At 70.1% G+C, this 20,671-nt stretch carries 14 protein-coding genes and 1 pseudogene; 10 read left to right on the top strand and 5 right to left on the bottom strand.

Annotated elements, in window-relative coordinates; translation table 11 throughout:
• Positions 1–3: 3 nt before the first annotated feature.
• The 3 genes from AC3A57_RS01940 (at position 4) to AC3A57_RS01930 (ending at position 2,043) form a co-directional block, all read left to right on the top strand.
• On the top strand, positions 4–1,035 hold the full coding sequence (locus AC3A57_RS01940) for a hypothetical protein (protein WP_487577327.1): 1,032 nt from the start codon (positions 4–6) through the stop codon (positions 1,033–1,035).
• The gene (locus tag AC3A57_RS01935; protein ID WP_487577326.1) at positions 1,035–1,517 is read left to right on the top strand and encodes an acyl-CoA thioesterase; all 483 of its coding nucleotides are present in this window, start codon (positions 1,035–1,037) and stop codon (positions 1,515–1,517) included. The genes AC3A57_RS01940 and AC3A57_RS01935 overlap by 1 nt, the downstream gene beginning before the upstream one ends.
• Positions 1,518–1,590: 73 nt before the next feature.
• A complete protein-coding gene (locus AC3A57_RS01930) occupies positions 1,591–2,043 on the top strand; it encodes a hypothetical protein (RefSeq protein WP_487577325.1) in 453 nt (150 codons plus the stop codon).
• Positions 2,044–2,115: 72 nt separating this feature from the next.
• Here the strand turns inward: AC3A57_RS01930 and AC3A57_RS01925 are convergent, their stop codons facing one another.
• Positions 2,116–2,496: a hypothetical protein gene (locus AC3A57_RS01925; RefSeq protein ID WP_487577324.1), complete on the bottom strand. Its 381-nt coding sequence runs from the start codon at positions 2,494–2,496 to the stop codon at positions 2,116–2,118.
• Between the two features lie 345 nt (positions 2,497–2,841).
• On the opposite strand from AC3A57_RS01925, the gene AC3A57_RS01920 reads away from it, so the two are divergent.
• Positions 2,842–3,174, top strand: a complete 333-nt coding sequence (locus tag AC3A57_RS01920; RefSeq protein WP_487577323.1) for a hypothetical protein — start codon at positions 2,842–2,844, stop codon at positions 3,172–3,174.
• A gap of 140 nt (positions 3,175–3,314) precedes the next feature.
• Here the strand turns inward: AC3A57_RS01920 and AC3A57_RS01915 are convergent, their stop codons facing one another.
• Entirely contained in the window at positions 3,315–3,716 is a 402-nt protein-coding gene (locus tag AC3A57_RS01915) for a response regulator (protein WP_487577701.1), read from the bottom strand.
• A pseudogene (locus tag AC3A57_RS01910) lies at positions 3,690–4,808 on the bottom strand (PAS domain S-box protein); the annotation flags it as partial. The gene AC3A57_RS01915 and the pseudogene AC3A57_RS01910, both read right to left, overlap by 27 nt.
• A gap of 427 nt (positions 4,809–5,235) precedes the next feature.
• Here AC3A57_RS01910 and ligD point away from each other — a divergent pair.
• A complete protein-coding gene (ligD, locus tag AC3A57_RS01905; RefSeq protein ID WP_487577322.1) occupies positions 5,236–7,851 on the top strand; it encodes a DNA ligase D in 2,616 nt (871 codons plus the stop codon).
• 247 nt (positions 7,852–8,098) lie between these two features.
• Entirely contained in the window at positions 8,099–8,338 is a 240-nt protein-coding gene (locus tag AC3A57_RS01900) for a hypothetical protein (protein WP_487577321.1), read from the top strand.
• A gap of 123 nt (positions 8,339–8,461) precedes the next feature.
• Here the strand turns inward: AC3A57_RS01900 and AC3A57_RS01895 are convergent, their stop codons facing one another.
• The gene (locus AC3A57_RS01895) at positions 8,462–9,556 is read right to left on the bottom strand and encodes a hypothetical protein (protein ID WP_487577320.1); all 1,095 of its coding nucleotides are present in this window, start codon (positions 9,554–9,556) and stop codon (positions 8,462–8,464) included.
• Positions 9,557–9,647: 91 nt separating this feature from the next.
• On the opposite strand from AC3A57_RS01895, the gene AC3A57_RS01890 reads away from it, so the two are divergent.
• The 3 genes from AC3A57_RS01890 (at position 9,648) to AC3A57_RS01880 (ending at position 13,858) form a co-directional block, all read left to right on the top strand.
• Entirely contained in the window at positions 9,648–10,562 is a 915-nt protein-coding gene (locus tag AC3A57_RS01890) for a LysR substrate-binding domain-containing protein (protein WP_487577319.1), read from the top strand.
• 201 nt (positions 10,563–10,763) lie between these two features.
• Positions 10,764–11,480: a response regulator transcription factor gene (locus AC3A57_RS01885; protein ID WP_487577318.1), complete on the top strand. Its 717-nt coding sequence runs from the start codon at positions 10,764–10,766 to the stop codon at positions 11,478–11,480.
• An 8-nt stretch (positions 11,481–11,488) separates the two neighbouring features.
• Entirely contained in the window at positions 11,489–13,858 is a 2,370-nt protein-coding gene (locus AC3A57_RS01880) for a ligand-binding sensor domain-containing protein (protein ID WP_487577317.1), read from the top strand.
• A 7-nt stretch (positions 13,859–13,865) separates the two neighbouring features.
• Here AC3A57_RS01880 and AC3A57_RS01875 read toward each other — a convergent pair whose 3' ends face one another.
• Positions 13,866–15,290, bottom strand: coding sequence for a sensor histidine kinase (locus AC3A57_RS01875; protein WP_487577316.1), 1,425 nt, complete (start codon positions 15,288–15,290; stop codon positions 13,866–13,868).
• Between the two features lie 729 nt (positions 15,291–16,019).
• Here AC3A57_RS01875 and AC3A57_RS01870 point away from each other — a divergent pair.
• Entirely contained in the window at positions 16,020–20,594 is a 4,575-nt protein-coding gene (locus tag AC3A57_RS01870; protein ID WP_487577315.1) for a YadA-like family protein, read from the top strand.
• The last annotated feature ends 77 nt before the right edge of the window (positions 20,595–20,671 follow it).

Below are 20,671 nucleotides of genomic sequence, written 5' to 3'. Positions count from 1 at the left end.
ACGATGATGCAGCCCTCGAACGAGAACGAGTACCGAAAAATGCGCGGCCTGCGCGCCGGCCTGCTGGGCGCCGCCGCGGCCCTGGTCCTGTTCGCCGGCGAAGCCGGCGCCTGCACGCCGACGCCGTTGCCGATGGGCGCGCAGGGGCCGGACCTGTGCTACGGCGCGCAGACCTGGCCGGAGCCGACCTTGGGCGGACGCCAGTTGCAGCAGCAATTCGATTTCTACCGCGCGCCGTCGACGACGCCGACGCCGCTGATCGTCTGGGCGCATCCGAATGGGATGAGCAAGACCCTGTCCGATGCTTCGCCGATGTACCAGGCCCTGGTGGCGCCGGCGCTGCGGGCGGGCTTTTCGTTCGCCTCGCTCGAGTTCCGCCATCCGGTGACCAACCAGGCCGAGGCCAACAGCGGCACCGACCCACGCGTGCCGCACTACGATATCGCCTATGCGCTGCAGTTCATCCGCGCCAACGCGCAGGCGCTGAACATCGACAAGCGCAACGTATTCCTGGTCGGCCAGTCGCGCGGCACCCTGGCGGTGTGGACCGCGCTACAGGACGATATGCGCGATCCGGACAGCGCCGATCCGGTCGCGCGCCAGTCGACCCGGGTCAACGCGGTCTATGCGGTGAACGCGCAGACGACCTATTCCGGCGCCGAGTTCGCCGACCGCTTCATCGTGCCGGCCGACCGGCCGCGATTCGTGTACCTGTTCAACCGGAAGAACCCCAAGCACGCCCAGTTCGGCAGCGCGATCGGCAGCGTCGATGCCGGCCCGACGCCGGACCCGCCGGTGCGCTTGATCTACGACAGCCCCGAGGTCGGCCGGCTATTGACCCTGGAGGAGATCGCCCAGCGCGACCCGGTCCACTACCCGGACTTCGGCCCGGCGCTGTGCCAGGCCTACTTGCAGGCGTTCGGCAACAGCGCGCGCTGCACGTTCGACGCCGACTCGCGCTATGAGGGCGATCCGGGCGCGGCCTTCGCCGGCTATGTCGATTTCTTCAAGCGGAACCTGCGTCCCAGTCCCTAGTGCGGATCTCCGCCGGACCATCGCCGGCCGGCGTATGCTCGCTCCACCCAAGCGCGGAGCGGGCCATGCCGTTTCGGATTTCGCGAGTCATCCAGTTCGGCGACTGCGACCCGGGCGGCGTGGTCTACACGCCGCGCATCGCCCATTTCGTGGTCGAGGCGGGGCTGGCCTTCCTGTCGCATGCGCTGGCCGGCCCCGCCGAGCGGCGGATCTTCGCCATGGGCATCCTGCCGCCCGCGCGGGCGTTGTCGATCGAGTTCCTGCATCCCATGACCTGGGACGAGACCATCGAGATCGAGGTCGCGGTCGATAGGATCGGCGAGCATTCGTTCGCGTTGTCGGTGCTGGCCCGCAACGCCGAGGGCCAGGCCACGTTCCGCGGCGCGCTCAGCCAGGTTGCCGTGTCGCCCGAGACCCGGCGTCCCGTGGCGCTGCCGGCCGAATTGAAGGCTGCGCTCGAAGGGCATCCAGATGCAGGATGACCATCCCGTCTAGAGGGCGTGTTTTCTTGTCGGCGTCATCGTCCGAGCGCAGATGAAATGCGGCAGTCGTATCATGACGGCCGTGCGCTTCCAGCCCGCAGGAAAAGGACGAAGAATGGATTTCTTGAGATCCGGCATCGTAGTCTCCGTCGCATCGATGGCTGCTTTGTTTGCGCCCATGCCGGTCGCGGCCGAGCAAAGTACTCCCCATCCGGAGCTCTCCGTTCAGCTGCGCGGACAAGAAGGGCCGGAGTTCCATTTCTCCGAGGCCCATGCGACCTCGGAGTCGCCGGTCGTCATCACCGTGTTGGGGCGCAAGATGAAACGGTCCGATAGCGAGTACCGGACCAGTCTTCAGGAATACTGGATATCCGAACACGCGTCCGATGACATGCAGGTCGTCATGCGCGAGCAGGTCGAATGCGCCTATCGTGCCGACACGGAACCGCCGCGTTGCGATCGGTACGAACTCCAGGGAGGCGGCAAGACCCTGGAGTTCTATTTCTATCTGAACAATTGGCGGTGACTCAGGACTTGGCGCAGCCGGTTCTGGATGCATCGGGGCCGGTCACGGCTGCAGGGTTCGGGCGGACGCGGCTCAGCCGCGCGGCGCGAACCAGGCCTTGCCCGGCGCGGTGAACAGCAGGCACAGGCCGACGGCGTGGGCGAGCAACTGCACCGCGATCGAGGCCGTGCCGATGTGCGGGGCCGACAGTTCGGCTTTCAGCGCCAGGGCGGTGATCGGCAGCGACAGCAGGGTCAGGACCAGGTAGGTGATGCGGGCCCAGTTGCGGCCGATCGAGACGAACTCGATCAGGAACACGGTCAGCAAGGCGGCGACCGCGGAGCCGACGATCGCGATCATCGGCGGGCGCAGCCAGGCCCAGGGCTCGATGAAGGGTTTCGCCAGCGACAGCAGCAGCGCCAGGTAGAACAAGCCGACCGCGATGCGTATCTGAGTGGGTTTGCGTGGGCGCATGGCGTCGTCCTTGGCTGCGTCGGTTGGCGGCGACCCGGCGATGGATCGTGGCGGTCGTCGGATCGAGCCTAGGCGAGCCGGCGCGGGCGATCAATCCGCCTGGGGCGAACGGGATCATCCGAGTGGCGGACAGCACGATCGCGGCGCGGCCGACCGGTCCGGGGCGATGCGCCGGTCGGCGGGTCGCGCCGCCTTGGGGCGGCCACGATCTGATAAGGTCGCACGCCGGCGCGAACGGCCGGCACGAGGCTTGTCGCCCGTCGCGCGATCCGCCGCGCGGCCGAATCCACAAGGGCCGTCATGAATGCCGTCGTTACGCGCGCGGCAAGATTCCGCCGACCGTTGATGGCCGTGGCGCTGCGCCTGGGCCTTGCCGTCGCCCCGTTCGTCGGCCTGTACTGCTACGCCTTGAGCGCGTTCGAGCATGCCCAGGCTCAGCAGCGCCGCGGCGATACCGGCCTGGGCATCGCTCTGCTGCTGGGAACGATCTGCGTACTGCTGATGCTCGGCTTCGGCGTCGATCTGCTGGTGCAGGCGGCGCGAAAGCGGGTCGCGGTCCTGTGCGTTCCGCTCGGCTGGGTCGGCTGCAACTGGTTCGGCCTGGGCGACAACTTCGCCTGCATGCGGGTCATGGACGCCTTCGGAGCTTGCCTGGGGCTGTTCGAAAGCGGCGGTTGAGCGGCCGGGCGGCTGCATGCGCCCACCCATGCAGATCGGTACCTTGCGCTACTTCGCCGCCCGCGCTGCCCGCGCGTCCCTGCATGTGCGGCGGCCGGCGCTGCTGGCGGCGTGGTGTGCGCCGAGTCCGATCGACCGCCTCAGGCGCGTCGCCGACGCAGCCGTTTCAGTTTCCGGTCCAGGTCCGACAGCTCGTAGGGCTTGGGCATGAACTCGCAGTTCGGCGGCATTTCCGGCAGCCAGTTCGGCGAGTAGCCGGAGGTCAGGATTACCCGCACCTGCGGACGCAGTTCCTGCAGCCGGCTCGCCAGATCGATGCCGGAGACGCCGCCGGGCATGGACACGTCGCTGAAAACGATATCGATCTGGGCGTCGGTATCGAGGATCTGCAGCGCTTGCTTGCCGCTCTTGGCTACCGTGACCGCATAGCCGGCGTCGGCCAGGCTGTCCTGGACCACGTCGAGGATGTTTTCGTCGTCGTCGACCAGCAGCACCGAGATGCGGTCTTCGGGGGCGGCGCTGGCGGTCAAAGGGAAATGCATCAGCACCGTGGTGCCGTTGCCGGGCGCGGACTGCAACTCGAAGGTGCCGCCGGACTGGCGGACGAAGCCATACACCTGGCTCAGTCCCAGTCCGGTGCCGCTGCCGATCTCCTTGGTGGTGAAGAACGGTTCGGTGGCGCGCTTGGCCACTTCGGTCGGCATGCCGTGCCCGTCGTCGGCGACCGAGACGATCAACGCGTCGCCGGCGGTGCGGGTACCGATGCGGACGCTGCCGCCTTCGGCGTCGATCGCGTCGCGGGCGTTGATGACCAGATTCAGCAGTGCCGCTTCCAACTGGGTCGGATCGACCTGGATCGTGGCCTGGGGGCTGTGCAATTCGAACAGCAGTTGGACCCGTTCGTCGCAGACCCGCGCCAGCAGCACTTCGGCGTCGCGGATCAGGGCGTTCACGTCGACCGCCTTCGGTCGCAGGGTCTGGCCGCGCGAGAACGCCAACAACTGCCTGGTCAGGCGAGTGCCGCGGTCGAGGGCGCGCCGTGCGGTTCCGGCGGCGCGGTCGAATTTCCCCGCGTCGCCGCGCACGTTCTTCATCCGCTCCAGGCTGTTGAGCGCGACGGTTAGCAGATTGTTGAAGTCGTGCGCCAGGCCGTAGGTCAGCTGACCGACCGCTTCGAGTTTCTGCGACTGCAGCAGCGCCGAGCGCGCTTCTTCGAGCTCGCGCTCGGCCTGCTTGCGTTCGGTGATGTCGCGGGTGACCTTGGCGAAACCGATCAGTTCGCCGTTCTCGCGGATCGCGTCGATCACCACGTGGGCCCAGAACCGGGTGCCGTCCTTGCGCACGCGCCAGCCTTCGGCCTCGAACCGGCCGGTGTCGCGCGCCCGCGCCAAGGCGCCTTCCGGCACTCCGGCGGCGTTGTCCTGCGGCGTGTAGAACATCGAGAAGTGGCGGCCGATGACCTCCTCGGACTGATAGCCCTTGATGCGAACGCCGCCGGGATTCCAACTTGCGATCCGGCCGCGCGGATCGAGCATGTAGATCGCGTAGTCCACGACCCCGGCGATGAGCAGTTCGAGCTGGCGGGGCTGGTGCAGCAGCATGGCGGCCTCAGTGGCGGGCGCGGGGATGTCCAAAGAGGTCATGGCTCGTTCGGCGCTGTCGCCAGGGGAAAATCAGCCTGCCGCGAAACGCCGTGTCCGTCCACCGGTTCGCGCGCCCGGCCGGATCTCCGGGTGCACGCCTCGCTGGACGAGTACGCAAGTACCGTGCCGTGGTGCGGGATGCCGCCGCGCTGGGCTTGGCGCGCGTCGGGGGCTGTGGGGAGGATGAAAAAACTGCAGGTCCGTGAACCGTTCAGTGCAAAGCCGCGCACTGGCCCACAGTCCGCGCCGCTCAGGCCGGCGTGCGGCCTTCGCGCCTCGCTAACGCCATTCCCGCCAGCGTGGCAACCAACCGTCCGGCGGCGAGGAGCCGCACCATGACCGTCCCGCATCTGCGTCTCCACAACGCCCGCGCGAATCGCCAGGCCGCCGCGTCCGGCGGCGCCCGGCCACACCCGCAATGAGCCTGGTCGAGTACCGCCGCAAGCGCGACTTCGCCGGCACCCGCGAGCCGGAGCCGGGCAAGCGCCTGCCCAAGGGCAAGCGCGCGATCTTCGTGGTCCAGTTGCACCACGCCAGCCGCCGCCACTACGACTTTCGCCTGCAGATCGGCGATGCGCTCAAGAGCTGGGCGGTGCCGAAGGGGCCGTCCTACGATCCGGCGGTCAAGCGCATGGCGGTCGAGGTCGAAGACCATCCGGTCGATTACGCCGGGTTCGAAGGCCATATCCCGCAGGGGCATTACGGCGGCGGCCACGTCGCCCAGTTCGATGCCGGGGTGTGGGCCAGCGACGGCGACCCGGAGGCGCAATTGGCCAAGGGCCACCTGCGTTTCGAGTTGTTCGGCCGCAAGCTCAAGGGCGGTTGGCACTTGGTGCGTTCGGGCAAGGCGGCCCGGCAGCCGCAATGGCTGCTGTTCAAGGACCAGGACGAGTACGCCGGCAAGGTCGAGGCCGACGACCTGCTCGCCGACGTGACCCCGCCGCCGGCCGCGGACCTCAAGCGCTCCGGGGCCGGAAAACCGCGCAAGCGGCGGCTGAGCGAAGTGCCGGTGGCGAAGGCGGCGCGGCGCAACTGGGCAGCGCAAGCGAAGAAACTGCCGGGCGCGCGAGCGGCGAGCTTGAGCGGCGAAGCCTTCGCATTGCAATTGGCCACGCTGGGCCGGGAACCGCCGCGCGGCGAGCAATGGCTGCACGAACTGAAGTGGGACGGCTATCGGATCGGCGTCGCGGTGGCCAAGGGCAAGGTGCGGCTGTGGTCGCGCAACGCGCTGGAGTGGACCGACAAGCTCCCGGAGATCGCCGCGGCGGTCGCCGCGCTGGGCCTGAAGTCCGCCGCGCTGGACGGCGAGTTGATCGCCGGCGGCGGCGCCAAAGCCGATTTCAACCTGCTCCAGGCGACCTTGTCGGGCGAGAAGCAGGGCGCCTTGTCGCTGGCGCTGTTCGATCTGCTGCACCTGGACGGCTGGGACCTGACCGGCGCGCCGCTGATCGAGCGCAAGCGGCTGCTCGAACGCATCCTGGAAGGCGCGCACGGCCATCTGCGCTACAGCTCGCATATCCAGGGCGACGGCGACGAGGCCTACCGGCTGGCGGTCGCGCGCGACTTCGAGGGCGTGATCTCCAAGCGCGCCGACCGGCCCTACAGCGCCGGGCGCAGCGACGATTGGCGCAAGACCAAGAGCCTGGCCAGCGACGAGTTCGCGGTGGTCGGCTACACCGCGCCGAAAGGCTCGCGCCAGGGCTTCGGCTCGCTGTTGCTGGCGCGTCCGCACCCCGAGCGCGGTTGGATCTACGCCGGCAAGGTCGGTTCGGGTTTCTCCGACGAACTGATCGCCCAGGTCTCGGCGCGCCTGCAGGGGGGGCGCAAGGCGCCGACCGTGCACGTACCGCCGCACGACACCGATCTGCGCAGCGCGCGCTGGTTCGAGCCGGCCGCGGTGGTCGAGGTGTTCTACCGCGGCCTGGGCTCGCACGGGCTGCTGCGCCAACCCTCGTTGAAGGCCGTGCGGCCGGACAAGGCGCCGGCCGATCTGCTCGACTCGGACCGTGCGACGGCATCGGCCAAGCGCGTATCCGCAGCCAGGGCGTCGGCCAAGTCGAAGTCAGAATCCCAGGCCACGTCCAAGGCCAAATCCACCTCCGCAGCCGCCCCAAAGCGCAGGCCGCCGCCGGGCGACGACGATCTGTCCGGCTTCCAGGTGTCCAGCCCGAACCGGGTGGTGTATGCCGATATCGGCGCGACCAAGCAGGACGTCGCCGATTACTACCTGGCGATGATGGACTGGCTGTTGCCGGAGATCGTCGACCGGCCGCTGTCGATCGTCCGTTGCACCCAGGGCGTCGGCCGGCCGTGTTTTTTCCAGAAGCACCACACCGCCGGACTGGAGCGCGTCGACCGGGTCAAGCTCAAGGAAGAAGCCGGCAACCACGCCGACTACCTGGTGGTGCGCGATGCGCGCGGGCTGATGGAGCTGGTCCAGTTCAACGCGCTCGAATTCCATCCCTGGGGCTCGACCGCCGAGCGGCCCGATCGCGCCAACCGGATCGTGTTCGATCTCGACCCGGGACCGGGCGTGGCCTGGAGCGAGGTGGTCGATGCGGCGCGGCAGATCCGCAAGCTGCTGGCGTCCTTGCGGCTGCAGTCGTTCGTGCGCACCTCCGGCGGCAAGGGCCTGCACGTGGTGGTGCCGGTCAGGCCGGGCTGCGACTGGAGCCTGATCAAGCCCTTCGCGCACGGCTTCGCCGACACCCTGGCGGCGATGGAGCCGCTGAAATTCGTCGCCACTTCGAGCAAGAAGTTCCGCAACAAGCGGATCTTCGTCGACTACCTGCGCAACGGCCGCGGCGCGACCAGCGTGGCCTCGTTCTCGCTGCGCGCGCGCGAAGGCGCGCCGGTGGCGATGCCGCTGCGCTGGGAGGAACTGGGCAAGGTCAAGAGCGGACACGCCTTCGACATCGTCTCGGCGGTGGCGCGGGTCAAGCGCCTGCGCCGGCATCCGTGGCAGGGGATCGACCGGGTCGAGCAGGACCTGGAACGTGTTTCCGAGCGGCTGGGCGAACTCGGCGCGGCCTGATTCGGCCGCGATCTGCGGGCGCTGCGCGCTGCCATCCGTCGGCGCTGCGCACCCGATCCTGAATCGTTAAGGCGTATGTCCGGCATTTGTTGCGCGGTCGCGCAATGGCGCAGGCGCGCGAGCGCGGGCTGTCTGAAATTTCTTCCCGTCCACAGCCCCGCGGATGCGATCGGCGATGCGGGCGTTGGTTTGCCGTGAGGCAGCGCCCTGCCGATGCCCACGGGCCGGTAACGCCGGCGAACGCAGCGTGGACCGCACGACCGACGTCATCGCGACTCGGCGTAGCACCGGAGAAGCCAACATGGCCAACAACCCGCAAGACAAGAACCGGCAAGGGCAAAACCAACAGGGACAGAAGCAGCAAGCCAAGGGCCAGCAGGAGCACAACCAACAGGGCCGCAACCAGCAGGGGCAGCCGAGCCAGGATCAACGGCAACACCAGAAGCAGGCCCAGGGGGAGCGCGAGCCGGATCAGAAGCAACGCTGATCGCGCACCGCTTGCTTCGAGCCCCGGCCGTCCCGGGGCTCGCCTGTGCCGGCGCGGCCGACGCGCGAACCCTGTCGCCGGCGGCGATCGCGACGGCGCAGCGACGCGGGCCGCGTCGGCCGCTCAGGCCAGACGTTCGAAGTCGCTGATCCAGTTGGTCTCCCAGCTGCGTCCGCCGTCGTCGGAGCATGCCTGTTCCCAGCGCGCCGAGCGCGCGGTGATGCGCGACCAGATCACCCGGGTCCGGATCGGACGGCCGTCGAGGCTGTCGTCGCCGATGAAGGTGCCGATGCCGTCGCTGAAGCCGCCGAGCACCGGCGGCTGGATCGTGGTCGGTTCGCGGCCGTCCAGCCACCAGCTCGACCAGCGCCGGCGCTGCGCATCGTAGGCGCGCAGGCCGATGCCGCGCACGGTGCCGCTGGGGAACTCCATCAGATTGTCGCCGATGTTGCCGTAGCCGCCGAGCACCGGCAGGTTCTCGAAACGGCCGCCGAATTCGTCCCAGTCGCCGCTGCCGGCCAGGCGCTGGCGCAAGCGGCGATGGGCGACTTTCCAGCGCCCGACCAGGAAATCGAAATCCTTCGGCGCATCGGCGAGCCTGGGCAGCGGCGAGGGCTCGGCCGCGGTGCGGGTGAACCAGTTGCGCCAATTGACCTCCCAACTGGCGCCGTCGTCGGGCGAGAACGCCTGCTCCCACCACGGCCGCGCGCCGCGCACGTCGCGCCAGCGGAAGCGCATCAGGATTGGCCGGCCGCGCAGGGTGTCGCGGCCGAAGAAGGTGCCGACGTCGCCGGCGAACGCGCCGCGCACCGGCGGGTCGATGCGGTCGGGGCGGCGCGCGTCCAGCCACCAGATTGACCACTGCCCGCTGGCGCGATCGAAGGCGCGCAACGACAGGCCGCGGTAGCTGCCGGACGGCAGGCCGACGATGTTGTCGTCGATGTTGGCCAAGCCGTCCAGCATCGGCCGGAACATGCTGGTGCCGGCGAATTCCTCCCAGTCCTCGCTGCCGGTCAGCCGCTCCTTGAGCCGGCGATGGCGCACGTCCCAGTTGCCGATCAGCCAGGCCCAGTCCTGCGCCGGGTCGCCGCCGGAGGTCGGCCGGGCCGGATGGGCCGGGTGGGCGGTGCGCGCGAACAGCGGCAGGCCGGTGGCGGCGGCAGCGCCTGCGCCGGCGACGGCGGCCAGCAGAGCGCGACGGGTGCGCAGAAAGGCCATGGCGTGGATCCTGAAGGGGAATGCGCCGATCATCGGCAGCGCCGCGCCGCGTTGACAACGCAAGTTCCGCTGCGCAGGCTAAGCCACACTTATGCTCGGCGCCGGCCGCTTCCCGTCCCTGTCCGCGATCCGCGCCTTCGAGGCCGCGGCGCGGCTGGGCAGCTTCGCCAAGGCGGCCGACGAGTTGGACACCACCGCCGCATCGGTCAGCTACCACGTGCGCCGGCTGGAGACGCAGCTGGGCATGCCCCTGTTCGTGCGCAGCGCCAACCGGGTCAGCCTGACCGTGCCCGGCGAGATCGTCGCCCGCGAAGCGATCGGCGCCTTCGCCGCCTTGCGCGCCAGCTTCGTCCGCGCCGCCGACGCCGACCGCGCGCATCTGTCGCTGACCACCCTGCCGACGCTGGGCACGAGCTGGCTGATGCCGCGGCTCGGCCGGTTCCGCCAACGCCATCCTGAGCTGCAACTGGAGCTGGACCTGTCGGTCGAGGCCGAGGACCTGGCCGGCGGCCGCTTCGATGCGGCGATCCGCAACGGCCATGGCGACTGGCCCGGGCTGCAGGCCACCGCCCTGTTCCCGAGCGTGTTCGTGCCGCTGTGCGCGCCGGCGCTGGCCGACGCGGCGCGCGGCCTGACCGATCCCGCGCAGGCGCTGGACGTGCCGCTGATCGGCCGGCGCGATTGGTGGACGCTGTGGTTCGCGGCGGTGGGCTGCGAGCGCAACCTGCCGGCGGGCAGCTTCGCGATGCAATTGCCGGCCGAATACCTGGACATCTCCGCTGCGGTGGCCGGGCAGGGCATCGCGATCGGTTCGCCGATCCTGTTCCGCCAGGAAATCGATGCCGGCCGGCTGGTACCGGCGCACGAGCGCGCGGCCGGCGACGGCCGCGCGTTCTGGTTCGTCAGTCCGTCCGCGCGCCAGCACCAGCCCAAGATCGCCCGTTTCCGCGAATGGTTGGCCGAGGAAGCCGCCAGTGCGCGCGAGGCGGCGCGCCTGTTGTGCTAGCGGCCTCAGAGCCTATCGACCGAACGCTTCGCTCTTGTTTTTTGCCGAGCGCCAGGACGCGCGCCTACTCGGCCGACAGATCGATGTGATATTTGTCACGATTGCGCGCGCGGCCGACTGCAGTATCGCGACGTAGTGCTAATTTGCACCGAGGCGCGTCGTGCCATTGGGTGCGACAGCCTGCTTGCTTGGGGGGAAGTGATGAAGGACGCTCGCTTGAGGGACGCCGGATGCCGGCGGCCCACGCTTGCGGTGGTGGAGGACGACAGCGCGTTCAGGGAAGAAGTCTTGCTGCCGGTGTTGAATCACGCCGGGTTCGTCGCGGTCGGTATGGCCAGCGCGCTCGACCTGTACAGGTCGATGACGCTGCGCTCCTACGATCTGGTGCTGTTGGACATCAACCTGCCGGACGAAGACGGTTTCAGCATCGCCGCACATCTGCGCCGGCTGTCTTCCCGCGTCGGCATCGTGATGCTGACCGGGTGCGATACCAACGAAGACCGCATGCGCGGGCTGCGCGCCGGTGCGGACGCGTATCTGCCCAAGCCGGTCGACATGGAAGAGGTGGTGACGACTTTGCACAATCTGTCCCGCTGGGTGGTGCCGGATACCCAGGCGGTGTCCGCGCCGATGCGGTGGCGGCTGGACGAAAAGGGCTGGTGCATCCTGAGCCCGGGCGGAGTGGAGATCGAGATGAACTTGGCCGAGCGCCAGGTCATCGCGGCGCTGGCGGCCAACGCCGGCGTTCCGGTGCAGCGTGAAACGCTGATCGCCAAGCTGGTCAAGAACGCTTACGACTTCGACCCGCACCGGCTGGAGATGCTGGTGCACCGCCTCCGCAAGAAGTGTCAGCAGTTGGCGGAGGAAGAGCTTCCGTTGCGCGCAGTACGCGGCATCGGCTATGTGCTCAACTGGTAGGCGGGCGCGTGCGGCGTAGGATCTGTGGCGCCGTCTCGGCGCTGTGGTCGCGGCTGGTCGAATCGGCGATCGCCGCAATGCTCGCCTGCGGCCTTGCCGTCGCCTCGCCGCAGGTGCAGCCGCGTTATCAGGTAGGCGTGCACGCCTTCACCGGCGAGGACGGCCTGCCGCAATCGGGCGTGAACACCGTGCTCCAGACCCGCGACGGTTACCTGTGGCTGGGCACTTTCGGCGGGCTGGCGCGTTTCGACGGTTTGGCCTTCACGCAGTTCCGGGCACGGCTTTCCCCGGCCGCGGATCCAGCGGTGCAGACCGGCCCTGCCAGCGATCGCATCCTGGCGCTGTTCGAAGACGATCGCAGGCAACTGTGGATCGGCACCCAGGACGCCGGCTTGAGCGTGTATCGGGAGGGCAGGTTCCGGCATCTGCCGGTTTGCGGCGGTACTTGCCAGATCAACGCAATCCATCGCGCACCCGGCGGCCGGCTGTGGATCCTCAGCAACATGGGCATGTTCAGCCTGGACCCGTTGCGCTTGCGCGCGACCTGGATCGATCCAGTACGGACCGGCCACACGCATCTGGCGAGCGACGCGCGCGGCCGTACCTACGTGGGCGGTGGGGAAGGCTTGTTCGTCATGGCCGATGGCGGCCTGCGACCAATACCGCTGCCGAACGGCGGCGGATGGGTGCAGGTATTGCACGCCAGCGGCGGAGAACTACTGGTCGGCACCAATCGTGCGCTGTACCGCTACCGTCCCGACCAAGGCCATTGGCAGCCGCTCGGGGTCGCGGGCCCCACGGCCGCGGTTAAGGATGCGGAAGACCGTTGGTGGGTGGCCGCGGCGGGAGGGCGGGTGCTGCGCGAAGTCGGCCCCGGCGATTGGCGGGAAATCCCCGAACTGTCGGGCCTGGGCGTGGTCAGCCTGGCGCGCGACGACGAAGGCAATGTCTGGATCGGCAGCGGCAGCAAGGGGCTGTTCCGCGTGCGTCGGCCCTTGTTCGGCTTGCTGTCCGCGCAACGGTCGGGAGTGAACATGGCCGGCCGGGCGATCGTCGAAGACCGGCGGGGCGGTTTGTGGCTGGGCTCGGCCTGCGCCGGGCTGCGCCATTGGCGGCGCGACGGCAGCATGCGCCTGCAACCGCTGCAGGCGCGGGTCGGCGACGACTGCGTCACCAGCCTGGCCCCGGGGCGCGATGGCGAGTTGCTGGCGGGCACCGCCGAAGGGCGCTTGGTGCGGGTCTGGAACGGCACGTCGCGGCTGATCGGCACTTGGACGGGCGTCGGCGCGTTGAGCGTCTGGCCCTATGCCGGCGGACGCTTTCTCGTCGGCGCCGGACGCTCCAGCTACGAGATCGAACTCGACCGCGAAGGACGCATCGCCGCGCAACGACGCATTGGCGCTTTGCAGGACATGGCCGTCAACGGCTTGGTGCCCGCGGCGCGCGGCGGCTACTGGGCCATCGGCGATCGCGGCGTGTGGCGATTGGACGGCGATCGGATCGTCGAGCGCTGGACGCCACGCGAAGGATTGTCTTCGCGTTTCGTGCGATCGCTCTACGAAGACCGAGCGACCGGCACGGTGTGGGTAGGCACTTATGGCGGCGGATTGAATCGCATCCGGCTCGGTCGGGTGCAACGTTACGACAGCCGCAACGGTCTGTTCGACGACACCGTGTCGTGCATCTTGCCGGACGGACAGGGGCGTCTGTGGTTGGGCGGCAACCGTGGCGTCGCCTTGCTGCCGTACCCGAACGAAGCCGCGACGGCGATCGAATCGGTCGGCTATTCCGCAAGCGATGGACTGATCCCGGCCGAAATCAACGGCGGCCACTCGACCGCCTGTCACCGCGATAGCCAAGGCCGGCTTTGGTTCGCTTTGGTCGAGGGGTTCGCGTTCATCGATTCGGCCCGCCTGTCGGGGGTCAAACCGAACCGGCCGAGGCCGCACATCGAGCAAGTCGCGGTCGGTGGGCGCCTGCGCGACCGCGCCGGTCCGTCGCTGACCCTGGAGCCGTTCGCGCGCAACCTGGAAATCCACTACACGGCGATCAGCCTCAGCCGTCCGCGCGATACCCGCTTTCGCCTGCGCCTGCTCGGGTTCGACCAGGATTGGGTCGAGGTAGGACTCAATCGCAGCGTCCTGTACAGCACCATTCCATGGGGCGAACACGTGTTCGAGGTCCAGGCCCGCAGCCAGGGCGGCGCCTGGTCGCCGGCGTCGGCCAGGTTGGAGATCAACAATCCGCAGCCGTGGTATCTGCGGCCCTGGATTTTGATCCTGGCCACTGCGCTGGGCTTGGTCGTTCTGGTCGGTGCGACCCAACTGGGCTCAAGCCAGGAGCGCGACCCGGTGCGCCGGGGCGATGAGGGCCTCTAGGCACCGCTTACGTTGGTGAGCATGGCGAGTGCGCGAGCGCATCCGTCCACTCCCGGGGCTGTCCTGCGCTGACTTCTTCCGCGTGTCCGGAGTTCGCCTGCACGCGCGGCAAGCGGATCCGGATGCGCGTGCCCTGACCGGGCCGGCTGTCGGCGTCGATCTCGCCGCCGTGATCGAGCACGAAGCGCCGCACGGTCGCCATGCCGATGCCGGTGCCTTGGTCGCGCGGCTTGGTGGTGAAGAACGGCTCGAACAGTCGCGCCAGCACTTCCGGCGTCATGCCGCTGCCGGTGTCCTCCAGTCTGAGCCCTGCGCGGTCGCCCTCCGGTTCGACCGCCAGCACGAAGCGCCCGCCGTTCGGCATGGCATCGCAGGCGTTGCTGGCGATGTTCAGCAGCGCCAGTACCAGTTCTTCGCGGTCGGCGCAGACATACAGGCCGGAAGCCGAGGTCTCCAGCGCCACTTCGATGCTGCGCGGGAACATAGGCAGCAGCAGCGGCCGAACTTCCTCGACCGCCGCGGCCAGATCGAAGGTCGAGACTTGGCGTACGTGGACGCGGCTGAAGCCGAGCAGACGCCGGGTCAGGGTGGCGCCGCGCCGGGCCGCGTCGCGGATGCCGGGCAAGACCGCGTCGACCGAGCTGCCGCGCAGGTTCGCCGAGGTCGCATGGCCCAGGATCACGCTGAGAATGGCGTTGAAGTCGTGGGCGATGCCGGTCGACAAGCGGCCGATGGTCTCCATCTTCTGGGTCTGCAGCAGCCGCTCGTAGGCGCGTTCCTTTTCCCCCACCTGGCGTTCGAGTTCCAGGCATATCGCGTTCAATGCCTCGCTGCGATGCACAGCGCGCTGGATCGACAGCACCAGCCGGTCCAGGATCGCCACCAGGATCAGGAAGTTCGCGCCCGCCAGCAGCAGGTTGGACAGGCTGTCGGCGGCTTGCACGGCGCCACTCGCCAGGCTCAGATCGGTCTGCGCGCCGATCGCCAGCACCGCCACGCCGGCCAGTGCGGTCCACCATGCCGCCGCTCTGCCCAGGAACAGGCCGGACACCAGCAGCGGCAGCAACTGGATGATCTGCAGGCCGGAGTGGGCGCGCAAGCCGTAGGCGTAGTAGCTCAGCGCCATCAGGCCCAGACTGCCGGAAACCGTCAGTCCGGTGGCCAGGCGGAAACGGCCGTTGCGCAGCAGGACCAGGCAAGCGCAGGCGCAGAGGCCGACCAGCAAGGCCAGGCCGCCTTCGCCGTTGGCCGCTCGCCCGGCCGCGGTCGCCCAAGTCGCGACCGCCACGCACAGCGTGGTCGCGGCGACGCCGGCGAGCAGGGTTTGCAGCATCAGCGCATTGCGTCGGTCGCGCGGCGTAGCGCCCGGCACGCGTTTGACCCAGTCGACGAAACCACGCCAGGGAGAGACGGACGATACGCGGACGGTCATCGGAACTGCATGCGCTGCCGGAGGGCTGGGAGGAAACGGTCCGCACTGCCGCACGCGCCGTCGCGATCAGGCCCGGCGGCGGCGAATCCGTTTGCGGTGGGCTACCGGCGGACAGCCTAGCATCGCCGTCAGGCGCCGCCAGGGGCGGCGGGTTACGGCATCGGGAAGCGTGACACCGCGCCGTCTTCCGCAGCCGATTCGCCATCGCGCGACGCAAATTGCGAATTGCGATTCTCACCGCCGGTGAGTTTGGCGCCATCGCAACCGACGGCCGCGGCGCGAGTGCGCGCGCGGCACGCGGCGGACTGCCCGGCGCAGGCCTTGCCATCGGCGGGCGCGGCGGCCGGCGCCGCGTTCGCCTTGGCGCGCGCAGCCCCGGCAAACCGGTTCGATCCGCGGCGCCGGCCTCGGCCGGTCCGTCGCCGCGGCGAGCGTCGAAGCCGCGCGGACCGATGCGCCGCCGGCCCGCGGACGCGAAAACATTCGTGAAAACCGGTGCGTGTAAGCCTGGGGACCGCTCGCTAGTGTTCGCCGCGAACGACCTGCCGCGCGGCGCCGAATGGCGGCGATGCGCACTGCCAATCGTCCCCCGAGCCGCAGGTACGCCTCGCCGTTTCGCGCATGCCGCCGCCGGACCGCCGCGACGACGCGCCGCTCGCCGAACGGGTTCATGGACCGACCTCCTGGTCCGCAGACCGTCGCATCAGCACGCAACCGGGAACATACGTGATGAACAAGATCTACAGCGTTGTGTGGAGCCGATCGCTCAACCGGCCGGTGGTCGCCTCCGAGTTGGCCGCGCCGCGCGGCAAGGTCGGCGCCGGGGCGATCCGCCGTTCGCCGCCGCCGACCGCCCTGGGCGCGTGCATCGCCGCCGTATTGCTGGCGATGGGCGCGGGAACGTGGACCACGGCGGCGCAAGCGCAGTCGGTCGACTGCAATGCGCCGCCGTACAACCAGTACAACAGCACCGCTTCGTGCATGGGCTTGGGCGCCCGCGCCAGCGGCATCGGCGCCACCGCGCTGGGCTCGCTCGCGGCTGCCGACGTGCTCGGCGGCCTGGCGGTCGGCTATGCTGCCCACAGCGCGGGGCAGAACACCATCTCGCTCGGCTTCCAGGCCTATAGCGCCGGGATCAACTCGATCTATCTCGGCGCACGTAGCGCGGCCGGAACCGGCGCCCTGTCGGGCGGCGCGATCGCCGTCGGCACCGACGTCACCGCCAGTGCCGGAAACACCGTGGCGATCGGCAGCTTCGCCCGCGCCACCGAGGTCAGCGCGACATCGTTGGGCGCCGAGGCCAACGCCGCCGGACTGCGCAGCCTGGCCCTGGGCTACCGCGCCAACGCCGCGGCGCTGGACGCGGTGGCGCAAGGCAACAGCGCCAGCGCGGGCGGCCAGAACGCGGTCGCGATCGGATTCCAAACCATCGCCTCGCAACTCAACTCGATCCACATCGGTTCGCGCACCGTGGCCGGCACCGGCGCGACGGCGGTCGGCGCGATCGCCATCGGCACCGACGTGGCCGCATCGCAGACCAACGCCGTCGCGGTCGGCCTGCAGAGCCGGGCCGCGGCGCAAAGCGCCGTGGCGCTGGGAGCGAACGCCGCGGCGACCGGGCCGGCGGCGATGGCGCTGGGCTCCGGCACCGTCGCCAACAATGTCAACGCGGTGGCGCTGGGCGCCGCCGCCTCCTCCAGCGGCGCCGGCGCGACCGCGCTGGGCACCTTCGTCAACGCCTCGGGCGCCAATTCGACAGCGGTCGGCGGCGGCGCCAGCGCCGGCGGCGAACGCGCGTTCGCCGCCGGCCGCACCGCCAACGCGACGGGCACGGATGCCCTGGCCATCGGCACCCTAGCCGATGCGGCCGGGCTCAGCTCGGCGGCGCTCGGCAACCTCGCCGACGCTTCGGCCGACTTCGCCCTGGCGCTCGGCAATCAGGCCGTCTCCAGCGGCGTCGGCTCGATCGCGGCCGGCTCCGGCGCGCGGGCCGGCGACGCCGGTGCGGTCGCGCTCGGCAACAATGCGACCGCGACCGTATCGCGCACCACCGCACTGGGCTTCGGCGCCCGCGCCAGCGGCACCAACGCCACCGCGATGGGGGCGCAGGCCGACGCCTCTGCGGCGCAGGCGATCGCGATCGGCAGCGGTGCGGGCGCCTCGGCGCTCAACGCGATCGCGATGGGCACCGGCACCCGTGCCGACGCCGAGGACGCGGTCGCGATCGGTACCGCCTCCACTGCCACCGGCGGCCGCGCGGTCGCGATCGGCTCGGGCAATTTCGCCAGCGGCGACGGCGCGGTCGCGATCGGCGACCCCAACACCGCCAGCGGCAACGGCGCCGTGGCCCAGGGCCTGGACAACACCGCCACCGGCAACGGCACGATCGCACTCGGCAATACCAACATGGTCGGCGGCGGCGGCCAGGCGGTCGGCGTGCCCGGCACTGCCGCGCAGGGCGCGGTCGGCATCGGATTCCAGAACACCGTGGTCGGCCAGGGCAGCGTCGCGATCGGACACGCCAGCCGCGCGCTGGCCGCGGGCTCAGTAGCGTTCGGCGATGCGGCCAGCGCCAACAACGCCGGCGACGTCGCTCTGGGATCGGGCTCGGTCACCGCCGCCGCGGTCGCCACTCCCAGCGCGGTCATCGACGGCACGACCTACAACTTCGCCGGCGCCGCGCCGACCCGCACGGTCAGCATCGGCAACGCCGGCACCGAGCGCACCCTGACCCACGTCGCCGCGGGCCGGATCTCGGGCGCCTCGACCGACGCCATCAACGGTTCGCAGTTGTTCGCGGCGCAGCAGGCGATCGAGGCGGTGGCGACCACCGCCAACGCCGGCTGGAACCTCAGCGCCCAAGGCGCCAATGCCGGCAACGTCGCCCCCGGCGAGGCGGTCGACCTGCACAATACCGACGGCAACATCGTGATCGCCAAGAACGCCGGCGACGACGACGTCGGTTTCGATCTGGCTGATGCGATCACCGTCGACAGCGTGACCGCCGGCAACAGCGTGCTGAACAACAACGGCCTGACCATCGTCGGTGGACCCAGCGTCACTGTTGCCGGCATCGACGCGGGCGGTTCGACGATCCGCAACGTCGCCCCCGGCGTGGCCGGCACCGACGCGGTCAACCTCGACCAGCTGACCGACGCCGCCGACGCGGTGCGCGGCCACTACTACAGCGTCAACGACAACGGCGTCGCCGGCGCCAACTACGACAACGACGGCGCCACCGGCCTCAACGCGCTGGCCGCGGGCATCGGCGCGAGCGCGACCACCGCCGGCGCCACGGCGCTGGGTTTCGGCGCGACCGCCGCGACCCAGGCCGGCGACGTGGCGCTGGGGGCGGGCTCGGCCACCGGCGCGGTCGTAGCGACCGCCGGCGACGTCATCGACGGGATCGGCTACGGCTACGCCGGCATCGCCCCGACCAGCACGGTCAGCATCGGCGCCGCCGGCGCGGAACGCACGCTGACCCACGTCGCCGCCGGGCGCGTGACCGACGTCTCGACCGACGCCGTCAACGGCTCGCAGTTGTTCGCCACCAATCGCGCGGTCGGAGCGCTCGGTGTCGATCTCGACCGGCTCGGCAGCAGCACCGCGGCCGCACTCGGAGGCAGCTCGGCGTACGACCCGGTCAGCCATACCGTGAGCGCCGGCCTGGCGGTCGGCGGCAATACCTACAACAACGTCCAGGACGCCCTGACCCAGATCAACAACAGCGCCAACGCCGGTTGGAACATCACCGCCGGCGGCGGCAGCGGCAACATCGGCCCCGGCGAAACGCTAGCCGTCGCCGCGGGCAGCAACGCCACCGTCGCCTACGATGACGCCACCGGCACCCTGACCGTCGGCGTGGTGCCCGATCCGAGCTTCAACAGCGTGGCGGTCGGCAATACCACGATCACCAGTAACGGCCTGAGCATCGCCGGCGGCCCCAGCATCACCAATCTCGGCATCGACGCCGGCAGAACGACTATCCGCAACGTCGCGGCCGGCGTCGACGGCAGCGACGCGGTCAACCTGGACCAGCTCAACCAGGCCATCGCTTCCGGCGCGGTGCACTACTACAGCGTCAACGACGGCGGCGTCGCCGGCGGCAACTACGCCAACGACGGCGCTACCGCGACCGGCGCCATCGCCTCCGGCGTCAATGCCGGCGCCAGCGCCGTCGACGCGGTCGCGATCGGCACCGGCGCGAGCGCCGGCGACGCCAACAGCGTGGCTCTGGGCGCCGGTTCGGCCACCGGCACGGCGGTGGGCACCGCCAGCGCCACCATCGCCGGCACCCGCTACGACTTCGCCGGCGCCGCTCCGGTCGGTACCGTCGCCGTCGGCAGCGCCGGCGCCGAGCGCACCCTCACCCATGTCGCCGCGGGACGGTTGTCGGAAACCTCGACCGACGCGGTCAACGGTTCGCAGCTGCACGCCACCAACCAGGCGGTCAACGCGCTTGACGGCCGGGTCACCGAGGTCGAAGGCGACATCGCCAACCTGAGCACCACCGTCAACGGTTTCGACGGCCGCATCACCCAGGTCGAAGGCAACGTGGCCAACCTGGCCAACACCGTCAACAGCTTCGACGGCCGGATCAGCAGCGTGCAGAACGGCTCCGACGGCATGTTCCAGGTCAGCCAGGAGGATGCCGTGGTCAAGCCGCGCCCGACCGGAAGCAATTCATCGGCCGGCGGCGACGGCGCGGTGGCCAGCGGCAACAACGCGCTGGCGGTGGGCAACCAGAGCACCGCCAGCGGCGCCGGCAGTACCGCCCTCGGCACCGGCGCGACCGCCAGCCACGCCAACAGCGTGGCCCTGGGCACGGGCTCGGCGACCACGGTCGGCGCGCAGAGCGGCTACAACGCCGCCTATGTCGGCACCAGCACCTCGACCGGCGAGGTCAACCTCGGCGGCCGCACCGTGACCGGCGTCGCGCCTGGCATCGCCGCCACCGACGCGGTCAACGTCAGCCAGCTCGGCGCAGGCGTCAGCCACGCCATCGACCAGTCCAAGGCCTACACCGACGCGCGCTTCCAGCAGTTCGACAGCGACGTGTGGACATTGCGCCGGGACTTGCGCGCCGGCACCTCGTCGGCGATGGCGATGGCGGGCCTGCCGCAGGCGTACCTGCCGGGCAAGAGCATGCTCGCGGTCGCGGCCGGCGGCTATCAGGGCGAGTACGGCATGGCGGTGGGCCTGTCGGGCATCACCGAGAACGGCCGATGGGTGTACAAGGCCCAGGCCAGCGGCAACACCGCGCGCGACTGGGGCTTCTCGGTCGGCGCCGGCATCCAGTGGTGAGACGGTCCGCGTCGGCGGATCCGGCCGGCGCGGGCGCAACCAATCGCGGTTCGGCCGGCAGCGCGCGCCGCCCGCCG

The organism is Lysobacter sp. Soil_C_15, assembly GCF_057657315.1.
This window is presented reverse-complemented; position numbering and strand designations above follow the sequence as displayed.

Bases quoted from the DNA above. Each gene is read 5' to 3' on its own strand.
- AC3A57_RS01940 (WP_487577327.1), top strand. From the start codon at position 4: ATGATGCAGCCCTCGAACGAGAACGAGTACCGAAAAATGCGCGGCCTG.
- AC3A57_RS01930 (WP_487577325.1), top strand. From the start codon at position 1,591: ATGACGGCCGTGCGCTTCCAGCCCGCAGGAAAAGGACGAAGAATGGAT.
- AC3A57_RS01925 (WP_487577324.1), bottom strand. From the start codon at position 2,496: ATGCGCCCACGCAAACCCACTCAGATACGCATCGCGGTCGGCTTGTTC.
- AC3A57_RS01920 (WP_487577323.1), top strand. From the start codon at position 2,842: ATGGCCGTGGCGCTGCGCCTGGGCCTTGCCGTCGCCCCGTTCGTCGGC.
- AC3A57_RS01915 (WP_487577701.1), bottom strand. From the start codon at position 3,716: ATGCATTTCCCTTTGACCGCCAGCGCCGCCCCCGAAGACCGCATCTCG.
- ligD (WP_487577322.1), top strand. From the start codon at position 5,236: ATGAGCCTGGTCGAGTACCGCCGCAAGCGCGACTTCGCCGGCACCCGC.
- AC3A57_RS01895 (WP_487577320.1), bottom strand. From the start codon at position 9,556: ATGGCCTTTCTGCGCACCCGTCGCGCTCTGCTGGCCGCCGTCGCCGGC.
- AC3A57_RS01890 (WP_487577319.1), top strand. From the start codon at position 9,648: ATGCTCGGCGCCGGCCGCTTCCCGTCCCTGTCCGCGATCCGCGCCTTC.
- AC3A57_RS01885 (WP_487577318.1), top strand. From the start codon at position 10,764: ATGAAGGACGCTCGCTTGAGGGACGCCGGATGCCGGCGGCCCACGCTT.
- AC3A57_RS01875 (WP_487577316.1), bottom strand. From the start codon at position 15,290: ATGACCGTCCGCGTATCGTCCGTCTCTCCCTGGCGTGGTTTCGTCGAC.
- AC3A57_RS01870 (WP_487577315.1), top strand. From the start codon at position 16,020: ATGAACAAGATCTACAGCGTTGTGTGGAGCCGATCGCTCAACCGGCCG.